Source organism: Planococcus sp. TJ-307 (assembly GCF_058268435.1).
In genome coordinates this window covers 105757-126987 of record NZ_JBZDOJ010000004.1, presented here as the reverse complement: position 1 = coordinate 126987, position 21231 = coordinate 105757, and the positions used below count along the sequence as shown (strand labels likewise).

24 protein-coding genes are annotated in these 21231 nt (G+C 42.6%); 6 read left to right on the top strand and 18 right to left on the bottom strand.

Going from position 1 to position 21231, the window contains the following annotated elements; translation table 11 throughout:
* The first annotated feature begins 152 nt into the window (after nt 1-152).
* Nucleotides 153-641, top strand: coding sequence for a DUF948 domain-containing protein (locus AC4EHK_RS14520; RefSeq protein ID WP_490979506.1), 489 nt, complete (start codon nt 153-155; stop codon nt 639-641).
* A 46-nt stretch (nt 642-687) separates the two neighbouring features.
* Here the strand turns inward: AC4EHK_RS14520 and AC4EHK_RS14515 are convergent, their stop codons facing one another.
* A complete protein-coding gene (locus tag AC4EHK_RS14515; RefSeq protein ID WP_490979505.1) occupies nt 688-1533 on the bottom strand; it encodes a mechanosensitive ion channel family protein in 846 nt (281 codons plus the stop codon).
* 176 nt (nt 1534-1709) lie between these two features.
* Here AC4EHK_RS14515 and AC4EHK_RS14510 point away from each other — a divergent pair, with 176 nt between their 5' ends.
* Nucleotides 1710-2804: an NAD(P)-dependent alcohol dehydrogenase gene (locus tag AC4EHK_RS14510; protein WP_490979504.1), complete on the top strand. Its 1095-nt coding sequence runs from the start codon at nt 1710-1712 to the stop codon at nt 2802-2804.
* Here the strand turns inward: AC4EHK_RS14510 and AC4EHK_RS14505 are convergent.
* Together AC4EHK_RS14505 and AC4EHK_RS14500 are read right to left on the bottom strand one after the other, a co-directional pair.
* Nucleotides 2773-2952 (bottom strand): hypothetical protein, encoded by a 180-nt coding sequence (locus AC4EHK_RS14505; RefSeq protein ID WP_490979503.1) that lies wholly within the window; start codon nt 2950-2952, stop codon nt 2773-2775. The genes AC4EHK_RS14510 and AC4EHK_RS14505 overlap by 32 nt on opposite strands.
* Nucleotides 2953-3141, bottom strand: a complete 189-nt coding sequence (locus AC4EHK_RS14500) for a hypothetical protein (protein WP_490979502.1) — start codon at nt 3139-3141, stop codon at nt 2953-2955.
* 544 nt (nt 3142-3685) lie between these two features.
* Here AC4EHK_RS14500 and AC4EHK_RS14495 point away from each other — a divergent pair.
* A complete protein-coding gene (locus AC4EHK_RS14495; RefSeq protein WP_490979501.1) occupies nt 3686-4210 on the top strand; it encodes an RNA polymerase sigma factor in 525 nt (174 codons plus the stop codon).
* On the top strand, nt 4203-5153 hold the full coding sequence (locus tag AC4EHK_RS14490) for a hypothetical protein (RefSeq protein WP_490979500.1): 951 nt from the start codon (nt 4203-4205) through the stop codon (nt 5151-5153). Before AC4EHK_RS14495 ends, AC4EHK_RS14490 begins: the two co-directional genes overlap by 8 nt.
* A 286-nt stretch (nt 5154-5439) precedes the next feature.
* Here AC4EHK_RS14490 and AC4EHK_RS14485 read toward each other — a convergent pair whose 3' ends face one another.
* The 12 genes from AC4EHK_RS14485 to AC4EHK_RS14430 all read right to left on the bottom strand — a co-directional run bounded on the left by AC4EHK_RS14485 (nt 5440) and on the right by AC4EHK_RS14430 (nt 16278).
* Nucleotides 5440-6012, bottom strand: a complete 573-nt coding sequence (locus AC4EHK_RS14485) for a uridine kinase family protein (protein ID WP_490979764.1) — start codon at nt 6010-6012, stop codon at nt 5440-5442.
* Nucleotides 6013-6205: 193 nt separating this feature from the next.
* Nucleotides 6206-6667, bottom strand: coding sequence for a bleomycin resistance protein (locus AC4EHK_RS14480; RefSeq protein WP_490979499.1), 462 nt, complete (start codon nt 6665-6667; stop codon nt 6206-6208).
* A 110-nt stretch (nt 6668-6777) separates the two neighbouring features.
* Nucleotides 6778-7152: a hypothetical protein gene (locus AC4EHK_RS14475; protein ID WP_490979498.1), complete on the bottom strand. Its 375-nt coding sequence runs from the start codon at nt 7150-7152 to the stop codon at nt 6778-6780.
* Nucleotides 7153-7234: 82 nt separating this feature from the next.
* Nucleotides 7235-7516: a hypothetical protein gene (locus tag AC4EHK_RS14470; protein ID WP_490979497.1), complete on the bottom strand. Its 282-nt coding sequence runs from the start codon at nt 7514-7516 to the stop codon at nt 7235-7237.
* Nucleotides 7517-7732: 216 nt separating this feature from the next.
* Nucleotides 7733-7933, bottom strand: coding sequence for a hypothetical protein (locus tag AC4EHK_RS14465; RefSeq protein WP_490979496.1), 201 nt, complete (start codon nt 7931-7933; stop codon nt 7733-7735).
* 230 nt (nt 7934-8163) lie between these two features.
* A complete protein-coding gene (locus AC4EHK_RS14460; RefSeq protein WP_490979495.1) occupies nt 8164-8520 on the bottom strand; it encodes a hypothetical protein in 357 nt (118 codons plus the stop codon).
* Between the two features lie 218 nt (nt 8521-8738).
* On the bottom strand, nt 8739-8909 hold the full coding sequence (locus tag AC4EHK_RS14455; protein WP_490979494.1) for a sigma factor-like helix-turn-helix DNA-binding protein: 171 nt from the start codon (nt 8907-8909) through the stop codon (nt 8739-8741).
* A 227-nt stretch (nt 8910-9136) separates the two neighbouring features.
* Nucleotides 9137-9835 (bottom strand): class F sortase, encoded by a 699-nt coding sequence (locus tag AC4EHK_RS14450; RefSeq protein WP_490979493.1) that lies wholly within the window; start codon nt 9833-9835, stop codon nt 9137-9139.
* Between the two features lie 63 nt (nt 9836-9898).
* Nucleotides 9899-11302, bottom strand: coding sequence for a hypothetical protein (locus AC4EHK_RS14445; protein ID WP_490979492.1), 1404 nt, complete (start codon nt 11300-11302; stop codon nt 9899-9901).
* A gap of 610 nt (nt 11303-11912) precedes the next feature.
* Nucleotides 11913-12992, bottom strand: coding sequence for a M42 family metallopeptidase (locus tag AC4EHK_RS14440; protein ID WP_490979491.1), 1080 nt, complete (start codon nt 12990-12992; stop codon nt 11913-11915).
* A 17-nt stretch (nt 12993-13009) separates the two neighbouring features.
* A complete protein-coding gene (locus AC4EHK_RS14435) occupies nt 13010-14647 on the bottom strand; it encodes an ABC transporter substrate-binding protein (RefSeq protein WP_490979490.1) in 1638 nt (545 codons plus the stop codon).
* Nucleotides 14648-14859: 212 nt separating this feature from the next.
* The gene (locus tag AC4EHK_RS14430; RefSeq protein WP_490979489.1) at nt 14860-16278 is read right to left on the bottom strand and encodes a YfcC family protein; all 1419 of its coding nucleotides are present in this window, start codon (nt 16276-16278) and stop codon (nt 14860-14862) included.
* 250 nt (nt 16279-16528) lie between these two features.
* Between AC4EHK_RS14430 and AC4EHK_RS14425 the strand changes: the two genes are divergently transcribed.
* Complete coding sequence (locus tag AC4EHK_RS14425; protein WP_490979488.1) at nt 16529-17320, top strand: alpha/beta fold hydrolase; 792 nt, start codon at nt 16529-16531, stop codon at nt 17318-17320.
* 72 nt (nt 17321-17392) lie between these two features.
* On the opposite strand, the gene AC4EHK_RS14420 is transcribed toward AC4EHK_RS14425, so the two are convergent.
* The gene (locus AC4EHK_RS14420) at nt 17393-18394 is read right to left on the bottom strand and encodes a S8 family peptidase (RefSeq protein ID WP_490979487.1); all 1002 of its coding nucleotides are present in this window, start codon (nt 18392-18394) and stop codon (nt 17393-17395) included.
* A gap of 180 nt (nt 18395-18574) precedes the next feature.
* Here AC4EHK_RS14420 and AC4EHK_RS14415 point away from each other — a divergent pair, with 180 nt between their 5' ends.
* Entirely contained in the window at nt 18575-19633 is a 1059-nt protein-coding gene (locus AC4EHK_RS14415; protein WP_490979486.1) for a saccharopine dehydrogenase family protein, read from the top strand.
* A gap of 78 nt (nt 19634-19711) precedes the next feature.
* Here AC4EHK_RS14415 and AC4EHK_RS14410 read toward each other — a convergent pair whose 3' ends face one another.
* Together AC4EHK_RS14410 and AC4EHK_RS14405 are read right to left on the bottom strand one after the other, a co-directional pair.
* On the bottom strand, nt 19712-20470 hold the full coding sequence (locus AC4EHK_RS14410) for an ABC transporter permease (protein WP_490979485.1): 759 nt from the start codon (nt 20468-20470) through the stop codon (nt 19712-19714).
* Nucleotides 20467-21198: an ABC transporter ATP-binding protein gene (locus AC4EHK_RS14405; RefSeq protein ID WP_490979484.1), complete on the bottom strand. Its 732-nt coding sequence runs from the start codon at nt 21196-21198 to the stop codon at nt 20467-20469. The genes AC4EHK_RS14410 and AC4EHK_RS14405 overlap by 4 nt, the downstream gene beginning before the upstream one ends.
* Nucleotides 21199-21231 lie beyond the last annotated feature (33 nt).

Below are 21231 nucleotides of genomic sequence, written 5' to 3'. Positions count from 1 at the left end.
GATAAAATTCTACCATACTCGTTTCTATTATGGGAGGTGTTTGCCAGCCATGCCGCGAAACAAAAGCTTTCACTTCTATTCCGTATGTTAATTAGAACGGTTTTACGGGTATAACATACCCAAGACATCAATAAATCAGAGGAGGAAGCAGTATGGATTTAACAATTTGGCTTTACATAGCACTCGCCATTTTCGTAGTGGGATTAATCATCGCAGTCGTCGGCGTCGTTATGCTGATATCAGGAATGAAAGAACCCATGAAGAAAATGAAGGGTTCCGCGAACAACTTGAAAGAGCGGGTCGACAAACTCAATTTAGAAGTAACAACTTTGTCGCACAACGCAAATGAATTAAAAGAAGACGTTCAACTGAAATCCGAAAAAGTTGGCACGCTCGTTGATGCGGCTAAAGGCACCATGAATTCGGTCGTTGACTTGAACGCCTCAGTCCGTGCCATCACAGGCGGCATTGCCTCACGAGTGGACCATGACAGACAGCGTATTGCGGAAGTCAATCAGTACAGCAACACAGCGATAGGGTTTGTTACTTTTATAAAAAACAGAATATCTACCGAAACCATCAATGCTACGTATACACCAAACTCTGCAGCGGATGAGAATCAGGTGCAGAAAAACTATTAAAAATGAGAAAAGGCAGCCGCATAGGCTGCCTTTTTTATGTTCTCGCTTAGCTTTTCTGAATTTCCATATTCTTCTGGATGTTGACCTGGTGCGGGAACGGAATTTCAATGCCGTTTGCATCGAGTGCTTGTTTGATGGCTTTGCGCAATTGGCGTTCTACTGCCCATTGCTCACCGCTCTGTGCTTTTGCAATGACGCGCAAGGTCACATCGGATGCCCCGAATGCCTGCACCCCGATAACATCAGGACCTTCAACAATCGTTGAATCTTTTGCTGCCACCTGGTCGCAAGCTGTTTGGATGATGCCGACCGCCTCATCGATATTTTCATCGTAAGAGATGCCAATATCCACGAGTGCCCGCATATTGCCGCGCGAATGGTTGCTGACTGTGGTAATGTCGCGATTCGGAATGTAGTTCAAGGTGCCGTCAAAACTGCGGATTTGCGTCGTTCTTAACCCCACTGCTTCCACGATCCCATCGAGGCTGCCAACAGTCACATAGTCGTTTACATCCAGCTGCTTTTCCAGCAGCAGGAAGAAACCGGTCACTACGTCACTGACAAGGCCCTGGGCGCCAAAGCCGATCGCCAGTCCTACAATTCCGGCACCGGCTATCAGGCTGGCCACAGACAAACCGAATATATTGAATAAAGTCGCAACCAGTATAAAAATTAAGACATAAGAAAACACATTTTCCGATAAACTTTGCAGGGTCAATGCACGGCCTTTTGTAACGTCTCCTTTTACCAGCAGTTTATCGAAGAAACGGTTTATCAGTTTTTTTCCGATCGCTTTGACTAAAGCAAAAGCGATTAAAATACCGATTATTTGGGCGGCGATTACACCTGCATTAAAGAGCAGCGCTTCCCAATCAAAGCTTTCAAAATTCATAAAAATCATCCTTTCCATTTTGCGGCAATACAGCAGATTACTCAATCTGCCAAAATTGTGTTTCATAGTCCTGTTTCTTTATAACATACATGCACGCTCCATTTCATTCGCCGTGACTAAATTAAAGAGAATCGGGTAGTAATTGAAGAAGATCAACTATACCAAGGAGGATTCTAATGAAAATACAAGCAGCCGTTACACATGGCTTAGAGGAAGAATTTAAATTCGAGGAAGTGGAATTGGGCGAACCAAAAATGAATGAGGTGCTGGTGAAAATTGTGGCGTCCGGTGTTTGCCATACAGACGCCGTAGCAAGAGATTTAGGCTTGTCACCATTTCCTGCAGTCCTTGGACATGAAGGTTCAGGAATCGTAGAAAAAGTAGGATCTGCTGTTACGACCATCCAGGCTGGCGATCATGTCGTTCTGTCCTTCGCTTATTGCGGCCATTGCGAAAATTGTCTGACGGGACATCCGACTGTTTGCTTAAATTTCAACGACTTGAATTTCGGAGGCAAAATGCAAGACGGCACAAACCGAATCCATCACCACGACCATGCCGTGTCGACGTTCTTCGGCCAATCTTCTTTTGGGACCTTTGCGGTTACCAACGAACGAAATGTCGTCAAAGTAGATCCGGAAGTAGATTTAACCTTACTTGGACCTTTAGGCTGCGGCATTCAGACGGGTGCTGGGACGGTGTTGAACCGGTTCAAACCTGAGTTTGGCTCTTCTATTGCGATTTACGGCAGCGGCGCGGTCGGATTGAGCGCAGTCATGGCGGCGAAAATCGCTGGGTGCTTTAACATCATCGCAGTCGATATTCATGATGGACGCCTAGAACTGGCAAAAGAATTGGGGGCAACGCATACCCTCAACGGCAAAAATGTCGATGTCGTACAAGAAATCAAAAACATCACAAAAGGCGGTACCCACTACGCAGTTGAAACGACAGGTGTACCGCCGGTTGTTAAACAAGCAATCCATGCCCTTCGCCCGCTTGGTTCGTGCGCCATTGTTGGGGTAACACCTGAAATCACATTCGATGTCCATAACGACATTATGGCAGAAGGCAAAACCGTCATGGGCGTAATTGAAGGCGATTCGATTCCGCAAGTGTTTATTCCACAGCTCGTGGATTACTACAAACGCGGCCTGTTCCCGTTCGATAAATTGACTAAAGTCTATGCTTTCGACCAGCTTAACGAAGCATTCGAAGACTCTAAAAAAGGCATCAGCATCAAACCGATTGTAAAAATGGATCAACCGTAAAGCGCTTGAATTTATGAAGTTGCCATACCCCTTCTCTATAAAATAAAATGCATGAGTTACGTATTCTAAATAAAAATGAGCCAGGAAATGTATCTCCTGGCTCATTTTTTGATAACTGTAAATTAGCTAACCCAATTTGTTCATCCATTTAAAACATTCCGCCTTGATGATTATTCTGCCCAGCTTGCCGTCGTGCATCTGCTTCGGCTGAATTTTGATTTAATGTTTTTTCCTGCTTCTTTAAGCTGTATTTCCGTTTAGTCAAAACATCCACTAGATAACCGATTAAAAATATACCTGCAAGGGTTCCCCAAAACATCCACATCATCCAATGCATATATCCCACCCCTTCTCATTTTAGTCGTCACTCATTACCCCTCTATATATTATTATACGTTTATAGCTACGATTAGTTTCAATAATTAATATATTCAGAAACTAAAAGTTGATCTTCTTCTAATCGATTGCATATCTAAATTATCGGGAAGTTGCTTAAGCATTTATTTAACTAACCCTTTTCGTTACTACAAGTGCAGGCTTTTCTAAATCCTTGCTAAATTTGATATAAATATCCAATTGCACACAAAGAGATAGAATATAAGGTATTTGCAGCCCTAAGCTTTGATGAGCCACTTCTCCCTCTTTGTATTTGTTCAGCTTCCGATAATCCCTCATATGTTAACTAAAATTTATTCCATTACCCACCGGCAAAATAAAAAATTTCTGAATTCTATCCAATACTAAATTAAGCATTTTCCAATTTTAAAGTTGTAAGTGACTATAGCACCTTTTCATAGAAAGGAAATTTTTTCAAAAAAGCTAAAGCTAAATCCGTAATTTTCATGTCTAATAGAAGAAGAGTAGAAGGAGGTGGCAATTGCTTGCGGAATTTAGTGAAGGAAGCGCAAACAGGTGATGATGGAGCGTTTTACGCTTTATTTCAACAGTATGAACAGGATATTTACCGAATGGCTTTTGTCTATGTTAAAAATCAAAATGATGCCCTTGATGTGGTACAAGAAACGGCCTATCGTTCATTCAAAGCGATAAAAACGCTAAAAGATCCAAGTTTTTTAAAGACCTGGTTGCTCAGAATTGCGGTCAATTGCTCCCTGGACTTGCTTCGAAAACAAAAAGCTGTAGTTCGGTTGCTGCCGGAAGTTGAAGAAAATATATCGGGTGATTTAAACGAAGAAGATGTTTCTTTAGAAATAACGGTCAGGGACTTGATTGAACAATTGAATGAAGACGAAAAGGGTGTTGTTCTCTTGAGATTCTACGAAGACCTATCTTTCAAAGAGATTGCTGAAACCTTGGATATTCCACTGGGTACCGCAAAAACAATTTTATACCGTGCACTGGCCAAGCTCCGTAAAAATTGGAAAGGAGCTGATATATATGGGTAATAACATTAAACAAGAAGTGAATACAATCGAAATACCTGAGAAATTAAGTGACAGAAGCAGATTGGGGATTTCCCAAGCAAAGAAAGAAATGCACAAAGGCAGAAAAAGATACAATGGAAAAATCATCGGGGTTGCTGCAGCTGTATTTTTATCTTTTGGGGCATTTGCTTTATTTAATAATTTAGCGCCAAACAGTACATCAGGAAATCAAGAGGCACTCATTGTAAACGAAGACGGAAGTGTGGAAATCCCCGCGCTGCAATTGCCGGAAGACACTTCAAATGCCAGTATGATCGGTTTAATTGTCTACAACGGAAAAATTTATACCCAAACAAGAACAGAAATTGATCCTGGAGATGCCCAAGCTCTTCTAGGAGAGAAACTTGGGACCACGAAAGGAACTATTGATGAATGGAGCAAACAGGAAGTTTATGATGAAGAGTTCGCTTCGACAATCGGAGTAACAGATGTTTATTCTGTAAAAGGCTACGATGAAGACTTCAGGATCATGGCTTATTCAGAACAAAATGGAGGGCAAGACGCGGAGTTTTATGAAAACCTGCATGGAATTACGGTAAGCAGCGGCGAGGATGTTTTTGGCAAATTAAATATGGCTGGAAATATAGATTCTGCCGAGTGGCGAACATTCAGTGATTGGGATAATGAAAACGAAAATTTTAAGCCTATTCCGGATAGGGCCGTACTGACTGCCTTCCTGGAAGAGCTGAACAAGACAAAACCCCTTCCCCGCGCCCAAAACTCCGACCCGATCGGCGAGTCCCGAAACAACGAGGAATTTAAGGAGCTGATCATACACTTGGAAGACGGTTCCAGGATCAGCCTTACTCTTCTCAAAGACGGGTATATCTATTACGGGTTTATCGGTGTGTATTTTGAAATGAACAAAGATATGTTTTCTACAATGTGGAGCCAACTTCAGTGACAGCGTTATAGTATACACGAGTTCGTTTCCACACTAAGCGGTCGTAAATGTACTTTTTAGGAAACAGTAACAAAGGGAGAGAAGATGTGCCTTATCGGCTTCTTCTCTCCCTTCTATTTTTGCAGCTTCCGATAAATTCATGATATGTAAACCAATAATTACTAAAGTTCATGCTCGTCCAGAACTGCATCATGGTCTTTATGCTTCACTCACTAAACATTTTTTTGGATAATACTATGACTGTAACGATGATTAATCAATGCCTCAAGGTTATGAATTAGACAGGTTATATCGTTCCAGTAACTGCAAGGTCCGCTCTTTCTAACGGTTTATATTTTTCAACGTACAGGTCTTCTGAGACCATCCAATTATTTACCCACATATCGCGGGCACCTTCTCCATCTCGCGCCAGGCCTCGTGAAAGTCTCGTATCTCGTGGACAATCAACCCATACAGTGTAATCGTACTTATCCATTAATTCATTACGAAGAGAATAAACGCCTTCTATTACAACAATTCCTCCGACGGGCACTGTATGCCATTCCGCTAAATCGTCCTTCTCCCAATCGTATCGCTGGTAACTTCCTTCTTTATTTTGTCTAAGGGGTTCAATCACATCTTTCAGCATACGTCGCCAATCAAAATCAGCACCGATTGCTTTCTCTTTGGGATGAACGTTTATTAGTTGTGACGACAGTAAATAAAAATCATCCATATGAACAAGGGTTACGTCGGAACAATCCTTCTTCAATTGGTTTGCTAACGTGCTCTTGCCTGAACCTCCGCAACCATCTATTCCAATCAGTAAAGTCTTTTGCTTTCTGGGTATCAAGCTAATGGAATTTATCAAGTGTTTCAAATCAGTGTGGCCGTCTTTTTTAGAATTGAAGTCCACTTGATCACCACTTCCCAATTTTTTATATTAAATCCTCTTTTCCATCTTCAAAGTTCAATGGTATGAGGGTTTTGAATGCAACGTAATTAGCAGTAAGTTACATTCAAAAAACGATTAAGTACTTAGAAAAAGTAAATCATCCATCCATCTTTGAAGTTTATTCCATGTTGTCAGTATATTCTTTTTCTCCTAAATCCTCAGCAAATCTAAGCAAGTATCCATCGGGATCCATGAGCAAGAATTCTTTCTGTCCTAGCAGCTTAGCGCCTGAACGATACCAATTCTCTTCAATGTCCACTTTAATTGAGTACTGGTGTGTATTGACGCACTTGTATAAATCATCAATATTTTTGACCATAAGTTGAAAATTAATTCCTCTTCCAAAAGGATAGAGAAGTTCTCCTGTCTTCCAATATTCATTAATTTCTTCAAGCATGATTTGAGACCCATCAAGCGAAATCATGGCAAATTTATCCTTTGGACGTTGGTATTCTACTTTGAATGAGAGGATGTTCAAATAGAAATCAAGACTCTTTTCTAAATTTAAAACAGATAGTTCTGGAATTAGTGAATTCGATTTAAACACGCTTGGCTCTTCCCCATTTCTTAGTTCAATCAATTACAAAACCTATTTCAACCTTCAATTTCTTCATAATTTGAATGTAACTTAATTCACAATAAGTTATATTCAGAAAAAGACAGCAAACTTTAAAAATACTCCGATACCGACTATTTTATATCAGTCAGTATTAAGTTTTCTGTCTTTCCATCCCACTTAATTTCTGCTTCAAGCTCATCGTCTTCTTGAAAAGTTCCGCAGCCTCCACAACCATTATTAATATTGGCTGTTCCATCTGTTAAAGGTGTTCCCGTTTGCCCCATTTTGGTCAATATGGTTCCAATTTGATAATTAACTGTTTCTGGAATTGGTCCATCTCCTACGTACTTAAGAGTTCCAGTAGCTTCTTGTTCATCATCGTTAGTAACATCCACCATGTAAAAAAAATCCCAATTATCCGTAGACCCTGAAAATTCATAAATTCCGTCATTACTACAACCACTTAAACCAAGTAAAAGGATAATCAATAAAGAAAATTTTTTCATTCCTTTGCCCCCTTATAAAGTCATTTTCGAATGTAACTTAGCTGCACTTAAGTTACATTCAGACTCGCTAAAATTCAAAGGTTTATGATACCCCTACTTCCGAAGAACTGGAGGAGAATTTATCATACATACTTAAAATGATTCCCCATGTCAATACCGTTGCTACAAACGCACCTACGTACAGAAAAGGAGAAGGTGCATAGCCGAAAGTAACTTCGCTTGGCAAATTTTCTACATTTGCCCAGGCATCTTCCCAATCTGGTTCATAGTTCACCATTTTTACGTATCCTACTGCCAAAGTAGTCACGAAATAAATGCCATGGATAGCAGTTGCTCCTAGTAAAGATTTCGAAATAATCTTCATCCCAATTCCCACCTTCTCTTCTAGTTTTTAGTATATGGATGCATCTCTGATTCGTATATAAAATATAGATTCTAACTTAACCAAGAAGAGTGATTCAACAGTCTTTTATAATTCTTAGATTCTTCTGGGTCAAAGCATTCGTAAAAGTATACTTCTATAGATACAAGGGAGAGAAGATATACTTAAATCCGCTTCTTCCATCTCTTTCCGTGCTCTTCACTTTTTCGTATATATATGATAAACGGTACTAAATCCACTCGCTCCCCCGTATCCACCACCAAAATTTAAGCCCTTTGTTTTGAACTCAATTCCTTTGCTTCTAAGTTCTTCTAACATGGAAAAATGTTGATCTACATTAGCTGTTGTATGAAACAATTTCCATCTTGTAAAAAAGATTTCTTTTAAGAACTTAAGCATCGGTCTTTCCACTCCTTCATTGTTCTATAGAGAAGTTTTTTATTTTCTCACTTTTAAACTACCAAAAAAACCCACACTCTAAGTTTAGCAAAAATTCTTATAACTAAATAGATGAAACCACTTTAAGTAAGATAATAGTGTTTGTAAAAGTACACTTTCACGAACGAAAAAGGGAAGAGACTCTATAGAAAGTTTCTTCTCAACCGCTAACAACATGTTATGTAGACATTTTATTCTCCTGGTATTTCCCCAATTACTTCCATCGTTTCTGCATCCACTAATATTCTCGGATATGCCGTACGCTCTGTTTTAAAATTCGGAGTAACTAGAAGTACAGTTTGTCCCTGGTACTTCTCCTTTGTATCAATGTAACTGTTTATATCATCTGATACTTCGATTTCTTCAACTTTTCCATTTAACCATGCATTTTCCCATTCCTCATCTATTGGCATATCTGTTCCTTTTACATATGTCCATACATTCTCTAGAATCTGCTGTTCGTTTTCACTACCGTTTGCATTAGAATCGTTGCATCCTGACATAAAAGTCAATATGACGATCCCACAGAAAATGAGCAACTTTTTCATTTTTTCACTCCGTTCACTTGTGTATGCTCCTTAAAGAGGAAATTCTTCCTATTCATTTTCGGACTGTTTTAAAACGGACTTGATAACCATATATATGTATCCATCAATACTTATTTCGTGAAACTTCTCGATACTCCTTTTTCTTTGCTTCTGTTTGTCTGACTTAAACCGTTCGTAAAAGTACACATATTTGAACGAAAAAGGGAAGAGACCTTCTCTTACGTGACATTCCATTGTTGCAAATTAGAAACGATCCGATTTTCTACTGAGTATTTGAACAATCCTAAATGTACAGAGATTTCTTCATGCGAGTGTCCTTGAATCAACCTCATAACCAAAATATCACGGTCTAATACTCCTAATTCGCTCAACAGTTTTAAGAGTTCCATCCTATTTCCCCTTGCCAGCAACTTCCGAATGAAGACGAAATTAAAAAACATGAGTCCGGTTGAATACCGAACTCATGTACAACAAGTTGATTAATTTTTTGTCTAACTTTTTTGGGTCAGTTCATAACTGAATAGGGCTTTTCTTATTTAGCAAGTAAAAGCCCATTGACATAGACGGACTTTTCTGAAGAGACTAATTTTTATAATCTTCTCGTTAAAATTCTGTACTAACTCTCCACTAGCTCTGTATAAACCACCAGTCGCTCTTCATAATGGCCAATCGCTGTATTGAAAGTACCTGTACACGTAATCAAATTCAACTGAGGTATTGAACTGCCCCCAAAAATTTCATGTAACGGAGCATCTTCTGGTGGGTAAGCTTTCTTTTCTATTACCACAAAAGTCAGTTCGGCTCCTTCGTTTCCGGTAATATGAATTTTATCGCCCGGCTCTAACTTTTTTAAATTATAAAATGTGCCGGGACCCGTAAGGCCATCCACATGACCGGCTAACACCGCATTGCCATTATTGCCCGGTTTTGTTCCGGACTCGTACCAGCCGATTGTATGGATGTCTTCCGGTGCTTCCATGTTGCCGTCTGCCGTTTGTCCAACTGGGATGACCTCCGCCCGTTCATCAATGGCCGGGATTTCAATCAAGGCTGGGGTGATGCCTAATTGTGCTTCAATTGCTTTTGGTTCTTTTGAAGGAGAGGTCGACTGGATTGCACGAGCTCTTTCCTGTATTTTTTGTTCCACTGTTTTTTCAACAGTGCTTTGCTCCAGCGTAATTCGCTCTTTAGCTTGTTGAAAAGCAAGATCGCCTTCTGAAGGTGAAGACTCGGTAGCCTGAATTGGGCTGCCGCTGAGGGTCGTAAAAAGAAAGAGAATATAAATGAGGAAGGTTTTTTTAATGATTGAGGTCATTGAAATCGCTCCTTTATACTAGAAAAATAAAGAGAGGAATGCATCCTCTCTCTACTCAACCACTTATTCCTGCAATGATTTTCTTCTTGTGAACACTAAAGCGCCTGCAAGTGCCAATAATGGGAACGTATACAGCATCCAGTTCATCGTTCCTGAATCTGCCATTCCGCCCATTCCTGTTTCTGGCATACCTGGTGCTGCAGCAAATTGTTCAGGGTTTTGTTGCACGATTGCTCCTGACAATGCTTGACCGATTGTGAACATTAACGCGTGACCTTCTGTAAAGGTTTCATACACTGCTTGATAGTCGCCTTCAGCATAGCTGTTCGTGATATCAATTGTGCTTTGTTCGTGCTGTTGCAGCACAGTGATGGCTGTTTCTTTCGGAAGTTTTCCACCAGTCGCATCGCTCAACAATGTACCCAAGTCAACCGCAAAAGTATTCAGCAACTGATCCGTGATTTCATTCACTTTTTCCGTGTCGCCTTCAGCAATCGCTTTTCCAAGTGCTTCGCTGTCTTCATACTGCGTATCGAAGATTTTTTTAAATGCATCCGCAGCTTCTTGGCCATAAAGTGATTTCACCGCAGCTACCATTTGTTCCGCATTCGCTTCCTGCATCTCACTCACTGCTTCAAAAGCCTCTCCACCTTCACCTGCAGCAGCTTCGTACGCTTCAACAGAAGTCGCTGTCTGGTAATAGAAGTGTGCGCCAAGCAATTGGCTGAATGTAGCTCTTAAATCAGAAGCTGGAGTTACAGCTTTCGTGTTTTCAAATTTCTCTGGCATTTGCGTTACGATAGCAGTCGATAATGCTGTTCCGATAGTGAACATACGCTCATAGCCTTCGTTAAATTCTGCGTAAGCTTCTTCAAAATTCCCTTCAATCGAATAGTCAAGGAATTCCATTACATCTTTTTCATGTTCCTGTAGAACCGAAATCGCTGTATCTTTCGGAAGATTTCCACCTGTTGCCTGGCTTAAAAGCGTACCAAGGTCCGTTGGGAATACCGTCAACAAGTCTTCTTTGACTTGATCGATTTCTTCCTGGTTGCCGTTTGCTACGGCAGTGCCATAGCCAGCGCTGTCTTCATACTGCGTATCGAAAATTTTCTCGAATGCATCCGCGGCTTCCTGACCATAGACCGATTTCACGGCTGCAACGAGTTGGCCAGCATTCACCTCAAGCTGTTCCTGTGCTTGTTCCAAGCCCTCGCCTGTCGGTCCACCTTCTTCTGCTTTATGATAAGCCTGCAACGCTACTTCTGACTGGTAAATGAAGTGAGTTGACAAAAGTTGGCTTAGGTCTGCTCTTAACTGAGCTGCCGGTGTGTCGACGGTTGGTGCCATTGTAGGCGCTTCTTCGCTTCCACCCGATGCACTAACTGTTCCTATTCCTGCTGAAGCTAATAGTGCTGCACTCAATGGTACCGCGATTACGGTTTTCTTTGCTTGTTTCCAATTCATTTTAAATTCCTCCTTTTTTTTGTTTCGGTGAGTTCCCGCATCAACAAGTTCCTACCATCCCCATAACGTAAGAAAGTTAGAATTAGATCACAATTCTGTCTATTTTTATCAGAAATACAAAACGCTTCTTTAAAAATTTCTAATAAACTTTATGTATTAGACGATTGAGCCTCACACAAGTCTATATACCCCTCTTTTTTTAGGATAAACAGACTAAATATTATTTTTATATGTAAAATATTTGATTATTAAATAATTTTAAATCTTATAGTATTAAATTTCCTTTTTTCTATATATTCATTTACACAAGATATTTTAAGCTCTCTCTTACACTCTTCAATTAGGCTTTTTAATTATTTTTGAACTAAATATATTTTATATTAGTCACTCTCTTAAAACCGTTCGTTAAAGTACACTTTTACGAACGCTCTAAAAACACCTAAAAACCGCAAAAAATAACGTTCGCAAACGTGTCAAAAAACTTTACGAACGTTCGCGGATTTACATACACTTTTACGAACGAAAATATCTCAAAAGAGCACAATACCAATGCTCCTGAAGCAAAAAAGCCGAGCACCCTGATTTAGGCACTCGACTTTTCCTGTTGTCTTCATGTATCCAGAAAGTTTTTCCCAACTAACTCCTTGGAAGAAAAAATAAATGCTTCCATCAAGCGCACAGTATTTTTCAGGTCATCCAAATCGACAATTTCAATTGGGGTATGTGTATAGCGCGAAGGAATGGAAACCACTCCGGACGAAACCCCAGTCGATGTCATGTGGATGGCTCCCGCATCCGTACCGATGCCCATGAAAATCTCCTGCTGGTAAGGAATGTTTTGTTCCACCGCCACTTTTTCCAACAGCCCTGTGACAAGCGGATGGGCAATCAATGATTTGTCCGCAATTTTAATGCAGGGGCCGCCTCCAAGCGTCCGTGTGCCTGTCATTAGGACGTCGTACGTATCACTTGTCGGTGTGGTATCAACAGCCAAAGCGAAATCGGGTTTGATGCCCGGCGATAACACAGAAGCTCCGCGCAAGCCGACTTCTTCCTGAACCGTGAAGACACAATAAATGTCGCCATGCTTGCTGTCTTTGTTTGATGCCAAATTGTTGATCAGCTCGATCAACACAGCACAGCCTGCCCGGTCATCCAACGCTTTTCCGACAACGCGATTGCGTTTTTTATCCCCCACTAACTTCAGTTCGCTGCCATAGCTGATGGGCTGCCCGACCTTAATGCCCATTTCCAGGACTTCGTCTGCCGAAGACGCCCCCACATCGATATACAAATCACGGTGGGAAGTGATGCGCTTAGGATCATCCCACTTTACATAGTGGACCGCTAACGTTCCAATTACCCCTTCTATATAACCCTCGGCTCCTTTAATCGTAACTGGCTGAGCCAGCAGGACACGGTTATCGAATCCACCAAGCTGCTCGAAACGCAGGGTGCCATTCGGCTCGATTTTCTTGACGATAAAGCCGATTTCATCGGCATGTGCCGCCAGCAGAATTGACGGCATCTCTGGATCTGTCGCTTTTATGGTTGCAATCAGATTGCCCAGCGCATCAACTTCTACGTTGTCCACTTTGCTTTCTATTTCCTTTTTGATAAAGCGTTGAACATCCTGTTCAAATCCGCTTGGCCCCACCAGTTCACATAAATCCTTCAGCAATTCATACAACCATCATCCACTCCAAACTATTGATTTGATAAGTACACGTCCGTCATTAAATCGTTGCTCATCGGGTGCGGCACGTAATCTTCCACGTAATCGCTTTGTGCAAGCGGCGGAGTTGTATATGCAAGCATTACCCACGGTGCATCTTCCTGGAACAGCTGCTGTGCTTCCTGGTAAAGCTCTGTCCGTTTGTCCTGGTCAATGGTTTCACGCGCTTCTGTAATCAACGACGTAAACTCATCACTCTTATAAAAAGCAATATTCTGTGCAGGTACTTCTGCATTGGTTTTGCTTAAGTTTGGATACAGGAAGTTATCGGGATCCGCCATGACGCCCGTCCAACCGTACATTGCCATGCTGTGCTTTCCGCTCTTCGTATCGTCCAGATAGGTTGCCCATTCTGTTGAGATGATTTCGGCTGTAATGCCAATTTCAGCTAAATCCGATTGGATCGCTTCGGCGATTTTCATTGGCTCTGGCAAGTACGGACGCGGATTGCTCATCGTGTACAATTCGGTCTCAAAGCCATTTTCAAAGCCTGCTTCGGCCAGCAGATTTTTTGCTTCTTCAACATTGTAATCGTATTTTTCCAAAGAGTCGTCGTGGCTCCATAATGAAGGTGGCAATGGGCTTGTTGCCGGGTCTGCCATCCCGTTGTAAAAGGCATCGACAATTTCTTCTTTATTGATGGCCATATTGATCGCTTTTCGGACCAATGGATCATCAAACGGTTCTTTTTCCATATTAAATGCCATGTAGCCGATGTTGAAACTTGGGCGCTTCTGCAGCTCAAGCCCTTGCGTTTCTTCCACAACATTGGTGTCTCCTGCGTTCATGCCGTCCAAGACATCGATTTCCCCAGTCTGCAGTGCGTTCAAACGCGCAGCATTTTCAGGAATGACCTGGTAGATGACCTTGTCCAAATACGGTTTGCCGTCCATCCAGTACTCAGGATTTTTCGCCAGTGTAATGGTGCTGTTGCGGCTCCACTCTTCAAACATGAAAGGTCCCGTTCCTACAGGATTTTCGTTCAACTCAGCTCCATATTCCTCAATAGCTGCCGGGCTCGCGATTCCGAACATGGAAATGGCTAAATAGCTAAGGAATGGCGCCGTTTTGCGTTTCAATTTGATTTCAAGTTCATGTTCGCCAGTCGCTAAAACATGCTCGATCAAATGATTTTCATCGCCTTTAAATCCGCCATAAAGAAACGGATAATAAGGAAAATCTCCTTGGTGGTATGGGTTTTCCGGATCCATCCATCGTTCGAAATTGAAAACGACTGCCTCTGCGTTAAAGTCCGTTCCGTCATGAAACTTAACGCCTTCCCGCAATTGGAAGGTCCAAGTCAAGCCATCTTCACTCGAGCTGTACTCTGTAGCCAATTTCGGCTGAAGTTCCAAGTTCTGATCGTATTCCAATAAGGTCTCAAAAATATTGTGGGTGACGCGGATAGATTCGCCATCTGTAACATTGATCGGATCCAATCCAACCGAATCAGCTCCACGGCCATAAATCAATGTACCGCCTTGTTTGTCTTCTTCTGTCATATCTTCTGCATTTTCCGAACTTCCCGTTTCATTGCCCCCGGAACATGCTGCCAACAATAAAACCAAAATCAGCATAAAATAAAACGCACGATGCTGTCTTTTCCCCATTCCGTTTCCTCCTCGTATGTTTTTTATCTTTTTTATATACATATCGTAAGTAAAATATGCATATTAATAGACAAAAAGAATATAAATATTAGTATAAGCATTTTAATGCAAATTATCAAATAAATATTCAAATTTCTCCATAAAAAGTCTTTTTAAGATTATTCTTATGTAAATAAAAACAAATCCGCTGCTAAACGGATTTGCCAAATTCTTTATACCGGTCCCCAATTGATCAGTACGCCAACTGTCAGCATAACAACTGCAATAACGACCCACATCAACAATAGCGGCAGCATCCACTTTGCCCATTTAATCCAAGGCACACCGGCAACAGCCAGACTCGCCATTAAAGGTCCAGATGTTGGGAAGATGCTGTTGGTAAATCCATCTCCAAATTGATAGGCCTGAACAGCCACTTGCCTAGTGACACCGATCATATCCGATAACGGCGCCAGGATCGGCATAACGATCATTGCCTGGCCGCTCCCTGAAGGCACAAGGAAATTTAGTGCACCATTGGCAACAAACATCCCCAATGCCGCAAAGACAGGTGATAGTCCTGCTAAAGGCACTGATAAGGCTTGGACAAAGGTATCCAAAATCAGCGCATTTTCCATCACGATCAAAATGGCGCGAGCTACACCAATAATCAATGCACCGTATACCAAGTTTTTGCAGCCTTCCAAGAAGGTCAACGTTAATTTATTGTAATCCATTCCCGCGATAATACCTGCACCGATACCGATGATGATAAAGAATGCAGCCATGTGGTCAATGGTCCATTGAAATTCGATTGTCGCATATACAAAGAATGCCAAGCATAGACCAACAAACGACAAAATCAGCTTGTGCCGTGTCGTAAACGGAGCATCCAGCGGAGATTCGTCTTTCGCTCCTTCATCCAGCACGCCAATTAAACTTCTGGATGGGTCTGCCAATACTTTCTTTGCGTAGCTCCACGTATACAAAATCGTCACGCCGACGATTACGACAAAGGCAATGACACGCAGCCCCATACCCGAAAACAAAGGCACGTCCGCAATTGTTTGAGCAATCCCAACCGTATAGGGATTCAAAAATCCGACGTTAAAACCTGCAAACGTTGCTCCGAACGTAATAGCCACAGCAACAATTGCATCCAGCTTTAAAGCTCTTGCAATGATGACCCCAATCGCCACAAAAGGAATAATGGAGTTGGCGACTGCGCCGACTGCTCCACCCAGCGCAAAGAGGATGGAAACCAAGGCAATGAGTAAAAATTCTTTCCCTTTTGTTTTATTGACTGCGCGCAAGATGCCGCCTTTGATGGCTCCAGAGCGCTCCACCACTTCAAATGCTCCTCCGGCAAACAAAACCAGGAAAATCAATCCGCCTGATTGGACCATTCCTGCCTGCAATGCCAGAAAGATGTCCATAAAGCCTGTTGGGTTGCTGTCGGTTTGTGCATACGTATTCGGCACTACCCGTTCAACTTCATCTACCATCTCCCGTTCAAAAGATCCGGCTGGTACGATATATGTGGCCGCTACAGCCATTAATAAAACGATAAACAAGATTACATATGTATCCGGCATTTCAAACTTCTTTTTCTTCTTACCATCTGCTGCTTTCTGGTTGGTGGGGACACTCATAAATTTCCATTTCCCTTCAAATCTATTCTATTTCCTTTTCTTTCGCCATCCGAAAAGGATTGTGTATTAGTATATAAGTTTAAGAGAAAATTATCAAATCTGTTTTTTCGGAATTTTTAAGAAGAAATCCAACTGAGAGATGCTCTTAATTTGAACGATGCGCTATATTCTCCCGTTACGGGTATAGATTAAGAATGAGCGTTTATTCTTCGCCTCCACCAATCGATTTTTTATAGAAGGGACGTTATCTATGCCATTTGCTTATATGGAAGATGCCACAGCGCTGTATTACGAGACTGCTGGCCAAGGAACACCTATTGTTTTTATCCATCCTCCGGTTATGGGACACGTGGTTTTTAAGCATCAAAAACGGCTGACTCCGGATTTCCAAACGATCTTTTACGACCTTCGCGGCCACGGACTGAGTTCGAAAGGACATATCCCTTTATCAATAGAACTTTTAGCAAAAGATTTAAAGTCCCTGTTGGACGAATTAAATATACCAAAGGCTGTAATCTGCGGCTTTTCAAATGGCGGCACTATTGCACAGGAATTTGCGTTGTTATACCCAGAGCGAACAGAAGCACTTGTTTTAAGCGGCGGCTATTCGAGGGTTGATAGCCTAAACTTAAAAAGCATGCTCAGATTCGGCATGGCCATGAGCAAACTCGATAAAGTCGAGGTATTGGCTAAGATGCAGGCATTTTCGCATAAATACTTTAAAGAAGATGAAGCTGAATTTTACCAATACGGCAAACTGGCCAATGCCCAAAGTGTTTACGAATTTTGCAAAGCCGGCCTTACCTACAACTCAACTCATTCACTTTATCGTTTGAAAATGCCGGTGTTGTTGGTCTATGGCTCACTGGAAAAAAAGATGCACCATTATCGGGTTCCCTTCCAGCACTCTGCGCCCAATGTGAAAGTGGTCTACATCAAAGGGGCAAGCCATCAAGTGCCCCCGAGGCATTTCCCAGAATTCAACGATGTGGTCCATCAATTTCTAGACTCACAACAACTAAAGCTTAACTCTAGGCACTAGAATCTGAAATAAAGAAAACAGCGTCTTTTAAAAGAGCGATTCCGGTTATCCTACCCAGAATCGCTCTTGTTTCTATTTTCTTTCGCTGTTTTGAGTACCGATACGATAAGACGTGTTGATTAGTGAAAACAGCTGCTCAATTTTGTTTAAAATATCCAATGCCAGCAAGCCGTTCCCTTCTGCAGATTTGGGATAGCCGAGCGGCATGGTACGCCGAACCAATTGTGCATACAATTCGGCTTCAGTCAGTTCACGTGCAAACTCTTTTTCTGAAATATTTTTAATCAATGCCAAAGCGCCAGAAACGTGGGGTGTTGCCATGGAGGTGCCGGAGAGGCTGGCGTATTTTCCTCCGGGATACGTCGAATAAATATCGACTCCCGGAGCCACCAAGTCAATTTCATCATTCGTATTGCTGAAGGCAGCAATCCTCCGGTTAAAATCGACCGCCCCCACTTGAATCACTTCCCCGTAAGCTCCGGGATAAGCAAACTCGTCCGTATCGTGCAGGTCATCCCCTTCATTCCCTGCAGCGCAGACAACTGGAATTCCAGCGTCTACCGCACGTTTAATCGCCGCATGAAGCTCAGCGACATCTTCCGGTCCTCCCAACGACATCGAAATAACACTCACGGTCTCCTCACCAGGGCCTTTCCAATCGATCGCAAAATGGATGGCATCGATGATTCCCTGGTATTCCCCACTGCCCTCTCCCGTCAACACTTTCAAAATGAGCAGATGGGCCTCGGGTGCTACTCCTGCTATTCCTCCATTGTCTCTGTATGAAGCAGCAACCGTTCCGGCAACATGTGTGCCATGGCCATTATTGTCATCAAAGTTAGCCTGGGCTCCATCAAAATCAGCCGTGAAGTTTCTCCCGCCAATGATTCGGTCCTGCAGATCCGGATGATCCGGCTGGCAGCCTGTATCGAGAATGGCTACAATGTTTCCTTTTCCTCGTTCTGCCGCTTCCCATACGTCAGGTGCCTGAATCATCTGGACGCCTTCTGGAACCTGTGGTGCCTGTTCTGTAATTTCTTCTACGCGGTAAGGAATTAAATGCAGTTTCGCCATTATTTCACTCCTCATCATTTCCATTGATTTTCTTACTTCACTAATTCGATGTGTTTCTCCAAAATCCTTTATTTACTGTTATCCAGCAGGTATTATGTGACGCTTCGCATAATGGACAAAGGGTTTTCCCAGTTTTTACAGAATACAAACAGAAGAGCTAAAAAACGAGGAGCCGATAAAATGAAAAAATGGATGATTTATGGTGCGAATGGCTATACAGGTGAGTTGATTGCGAGAGAAGCTGTTAAGCGAGGCATGTCTCCTATTTTGGCCGGACGCAGCGCTGAAAAAATCCGCCTACTGGCCCAAGAGTTGTCACTGGAATTCCAAGCTTTTCCGTTGGATGAACACGCGGCAGCCCAGTTACAAAACATTGATTTGGTGCTTCATTGTGCAGGTCCTTTTCAAGTGACCAGCAAACCCATGATCGATGCGTGTCTGTCTGCAAAAACACATTACTTGGACATTACAGGTGAAGTTTCCGTGTTCGAACACACCCATTCCATGCATGCTCAGGCTGCAGAAAAAAACATAATCCTCTGTTCGGGGGTAGGCTTTGATGTGGTGCCGACCGATTGCACTGCTTTAAAACTAAAAGAAGAGCTGCCTGATGCAACGGAACTGGCACTTGGATTTGATTCGGATTCCGGCATTTCACCCGGAACGTTCAAAACCATGATCCAAGGTCTGGGCTCAGGGAGCATGCACAGAAAAGATGGCATTCTAAAAACGGTCGCTCTCGGGAGCCAGCACCGTACCATTGATTTCGGTCGCGGTTCGCGCTCAGCCATGGGGATTCCGTGGGGCGATGTGTCAACTGCGTTCTATACAACAGGCATTCCGAACATCTCTGCCTGGATTCCGATGCGGACCTCACGGGTTTACAGCGCACGTTTGATGGGAGCAGCGGGTCCGCTGCTGGCCACAGAGTGGATCAAAGAAAAACTGCAGAAGCAAGTGGAAAAACAGGTACAGGGCCCAACTGACAGTGTCCGCGCCAACTCGCCCGGCTATATTTGGGGAGAAGCCAAAAACCAGCAGGGTGTCATCAAAGTTGCACGCATCCGGACAGCCAATGTTTACGATTTAACAGTCTATGGGTCTCTCGAGATAGTCCGCCGCCTGCTGATTGAAAAAATCGACGGCGGATACTACACACCTGCTGGCCTTTTCGGTTCCAGTTTGGTGGAAAATTTACCGGGTTCGGGCACTTTTGAAATAGATACTTTTTATCCGTGACAGCTGAATGACAGCGCCATAGTCAGTATTTTCTAAGCAAAAAAGACAAATCCTGAATTTCAGGATTTGTCTTTACGTTTAACTCAGGTCTTTTCTCATTAATTGCATCCGTTGATTGAACAGAGTTGGATAAGACAGAAAGCCCAGCATTACACTGGTTACTGCAGCCGTAGTTAGCAATAAGAACATGATCAGCAGCTGAAACTGAACCGCTTGGATTGGGTCCGCACCTGCAATGATCTGGCCGCTCATCATGCCGGGCAATTGGACAAGCCCGACCGTTTTTTGACTTTCAATGGTCGGAATCATGCTGGCTTTGATCGAATTGATCAGTTGCGTGTGGATCGCCTGTTTCGGTGTTCCTCCGAGCGACAGGATCAACTCGGTTTCATCTTGGTGCGACTCAATTTCTGATGTAAATCGGTTCAGGAAAAGAATCGACAGCACCATTGAATTTCCGATGACCATTCCGCTAATCGGAATGATGTATTGGGCGGTTGCTGGCGTAATGTTGAATCCCAGCAGGATGCCTTGCGTCAACACTTCTACAGATATCAAGGTGACAGCCACCTTTGACGTGATGCCTTGGATGGCGGCTCCTTTTTTCTGTGCATTGTGCGTGGCCGCCACAATCATCAAAGCGACCATCAGAAAAATATAAACTAAGCTTTCCGAATCAAATACAAACTTCAATACATAACCGACTGCCAATAACTGAACAATCGAGCGCAAAGTGGCGACAATGGTATCTCTCTCGAGACCAAGGTTTAAGGTTTTAGATAACAATAAGGGAATCACAACGAAAATCAAGGTGATAGATAAGGTTAAATAGCTCATTGCGCTTCCCCCATAACAAACTGTCTGACTTTGTCATTTTCCGGATCATTGAGCAAACTGCTTTCGCCCGTTTCAACCACTTCGCCATCCATCATGACCCACGTAAAATCGCCAATTTCACGCGCCTGTTGGAGGTTATGCGTAATCCAAATGATGGTGGTGCCGTATTTTCGATTGATTTTGACAATCAGTTCTTCAATTTCTTTTAAAGATGTTCGGTCCAGGGAAGACGTAATTTCATCCAGCAGCAAAACAGCCGGCTTGTTGACGAGTGTTCGAGCAATGGAAACTTTTTGCCGCTGACCGCCGGACAAGTCTTTAACTTTCCGTTCCAGCAGCTCTTCTTCGAGTCCCACATCGTGCAGCAGTTCTTCTGCTTCGGCTTTGGATAAGGATTTCCCTTGCAGTTCCAATGGCAAGCTCAAATTTTTGTAAACACTGCCAGCAACCATCGGAGCACTTTGAAGGGCAATGCCCACTAGGCGGCGAAGTTCAACGGGTTCGTAGCCTTCGATTGGCTGATCCTTGATATAAACCTCACCAGACTGAGGCGATAACAAGCCGTTGCATAATTTCAATAAGGTCGTTTTTCCTGCTCCTGATGGACCTACCAGCGTCGTTATTTTCCCTTCTGGAAAAGAGCCGGTTATGCCTTTTAAAATTTGATTTTCCATAAATGAAAAATCCACATGATTAAAATGGACAGCCGGTTTATAGTTTGTTGACATCGATACCATTTCCTTTCGGGCACAAAAACAGCA

Bases quoted from the DNA above. Each gene is read 5' to 3' on its own strand.
- AC4EHK_RS14520 (WP_490979506.1), top strand. From the start codon at position 153: ATGGATTTAACAATTTGGCTTTACATAGCACTCGCCATTTTCGTAGTG.
- AC4EHK_RS14515 (WP_490979505.1), bottom strand. From the start codon at position 1,533: ATGAATTTTGAAAGCTTTGATTGGGAAGCGCTGCTCTTTAATGCAGGT.
- AC4EHK_RS14510 (WP_490979504.1), top strand. From the start codon at position 1,710: ATGAAAATACAAGCAGCCGTTACACATGGCTTAGAGGAAGAATTTAAA.
- AC4EHK_RS14505 (WP_490979503.1), bottom strand. From the start codon at position 2,952: ATGGATGAACAAATTGGGTTAGCTAATTTACAGTTATCAAAAAATGAG.
- AC4EHK_RS14500 (WP_490979502.1), bottom strand. From the start codon at position 3,141: ATGCATTGGATGATGTGGATGTTTTGGGGAACCCTTGCAGGTATATTT.
- AC4EHK_RS14490 (WP_490979500.1), top strand. From the start codon at position 4,203: ATGGGTAATAACATTAAACAAGAAGTGAATACAATCGAAATACCTGAG.
- AC4EHK_RS14475 (WP_490979498.1), bottom strand. From the start codon at position 7,152: ATGAAAAAATTTTCTTTATTGATTATCCTTTTACTTGGTTTAAGTGGT.
- AC4EHK_RS14470 (WP_490979497.1), bottom strand. From the start codon at position 7,516: ATGAAGATTATTTCGAAATCTTTACTAGGAGCAACTGCTATCCATGGC.
- AC4EHK_RS14465 (WP_490979496.1), bottom strand. From the start codon at position 7,933: ATGCTTAAGTTCTTAAAAGAAATCTTTTTTACAAGATGGAAATTGTTT.
- AC4EHK_RS14460 (WP_490979495.1), bottom strand. From the start codon at position 8,520: ATGAAAAAGTTGCTCATTTTCTGTGGGATCGTCATATTGACTTTTATG.
- AC4EHK_RS14455 (WP_490979494.1), bottom strand. From the start codon at position 8,909: ATGGAACTCTTAAAACTGTTGAGCGAATTAGGAGTATTAGACCGTGAT.
- AC4EHK_RS14450 (WP_490979493.1), bottom strand. From the start codon at position 9,835: ATGACCTCAATCATTAAAAAAACCTTCCTCATTTATATTCTCTTTCTT.
- AC4EHK_RS14445 (WP_490979492.1), bottom strand. From the start codon at position 11,302: ATGAATTGGAAACAAGCAAAGAAAACCGTAATCGCGGTACCATTGAGT.
- AC4EHK_RS14435 (WP_490979490.1), bottom strand. From the start codon at position 14,647: ATGGGGAAAAGACAGCATCGTGCGTTTTATTTTATGCTGATTTTGGTT.
- AC4EHK_RS14430 (WP_490979489.1), bottom strand. From the start codon at position 16,278: ATGAGTGTCCCCACCAACCAGAAAGCAGCAGATGGTAAGAAGAAAAAG.
- AC4EHK_RS14425 (WP_490979488.1), top strand. From the start codon at position 16,529: ATGCCATTTGCTTATATGGAAGATGCCACAGCGCTGTATTACGAGACT.
- AC4EHK_RS14420 (WP_490979487.1), bottom strand. From the start codon at position 18,394: ATGGCGAAACTGCATTTAATTCCTTACCGCGTAGAAGAAATTACAGAA.
- AC4EHK_RS14415 (WP_490979486.1), top strand. From the start codon at position 18,575: ATGAAAAAATGGATGATTTATGGTGCGAATGGCTATACAGGTGAGTTG.
- AC4EHK_RS14410 (WP_490979485.1), bottom strand. From the start codon at position 20,470: ATGAGCTATTTAACCTTATCTATCACCTTGATTTTCGTTGTGATTCCC.
- AC4EHK_RS14405 (WP_490979484.1), bottom strand. From the start codon at position 21,198: ATGTCAACAAACTATAAACCGGCTGTCCATTTTAATCATGTGGATTTT.